The organism is Arthrobacter sp. 05L417, assembly GCF_056397865.1.
In genome coordinates this window covers 1-925 of record NZ_JBFTOG010000096.1, presented here as the reverse complement: position 1 = coordinate 925, position 925 = coordinate 1, and the positions used below count along the sequence as shown (strand labels likewise).

At 62.3% G+C, this 925-nt stretch carries 2 protein-coding genes; both read left to right on the top strand.

Features of this window, described 5'->3' with window-relative positions:
- On the top strand, positions 1 to 453 hold a 453-nt coding region (locus AC1DJW_RS26460; RefSeq protein WP_476902949.1), incomplete at its 5' end, for a glycine cleavage T C-terminal barrel domain-containing protein.
- A 62-nt stretch (positions 454 to 515) separates the two neighbouring features.
- Entirely contained in the window at positions 516 to 899 is a 384-nt protein-coding gene (gcvH, locus tag AC1DJW_RS26455; RefSeq protein WP_476902948.1) for a glycine cleavage system protein GcvH, read from the top strand.
- The last annotated feature ends 26 nt before the right edge of the window (positions 900 to 925 follow it).

Here is a 925-nt window from a genome sequence, read left to right as displayed (position 1 = left end):
GAGCTGATCCCCGCCGGCCTGGCCTCGCGTGACTCCCTGCGCCTCGAAGCCGGCATGCCGCTCTACGGCAACGAGCTCTCCCGCGAAGGCAACCCCTTCTCGGCAGGCCTGGGTCCTGTTGTGTCGCTCGCCAAGGAAAGCGACTTCGTAGGCAAGGAGGCGCTGACGGTGATCAAGGCAGCCGGCGTCGGAACGACACTCGGCCGCAAACTCGTGGGACTCAAAGGACTTGGCCGCCGCGCCGCCCGCGCCCACTATTCGGTGCTCAAGAACGGGACGCTGATTGGCGAAGTCACGTCCGGCCAGCCAAGCCCCACGCTCGGTTACCCGATCGCCCTGGCGTATGTGCACGTCGAGCACGCCGAACCAGGCGCAATTGTTGACGTCGACCTGCGAGGGAAGCCGGAAACCTTTGAAGTCGTGGCACTGCCTTTCTACAACCGCGCCAAGTAGTCCACCCGGAAATCCCCAACCGAACACCAAGTTTTGTGAACTAGAAGAGAGAAGGAAATGAGATGAGCAAAGTAGCTGCCGAGTTGAAGTATTCGGCTGAACACGAGTGGGTTGCCTCGGATGGGGCTGGGCCTGAGGGGATTGGGATTTCCGCGGTTGCTGCGGATGCCCTTGGCGACATCGTGTATGTTGATCTGCCGGAGGTCGGTTCCGCTGTGACGGCGGGGGAGACCTGCGGCGAGGTTGAGTCCACCAAGTCCGTCTCGGACCTGTACTCCCCGGTGACGGGCGAGGTCACGGAAGTAAACTCCGCCGTCGTCGACGATCCTGCCCTGATCAACAACGATCCGTACGGTGCGGGCTGGCTCTTCAAAGTGGCCGTGATCGAACATGGCCCGCTGCTTTCCGCGGAGGAATATGCTTCCAAGAACGGTGGCGAGCTGTGAGCGCCGCGAACGGAACGGCTGTGTTC

Coding starts and splice junctions, on each gene's coding strand:
- gcvH (WP_476902948.1), top strand. CDS start 516: ATGAGCAAAGTAGCTGCCGAGTTGAAGTATTCGGCTGAACACGAGTGG.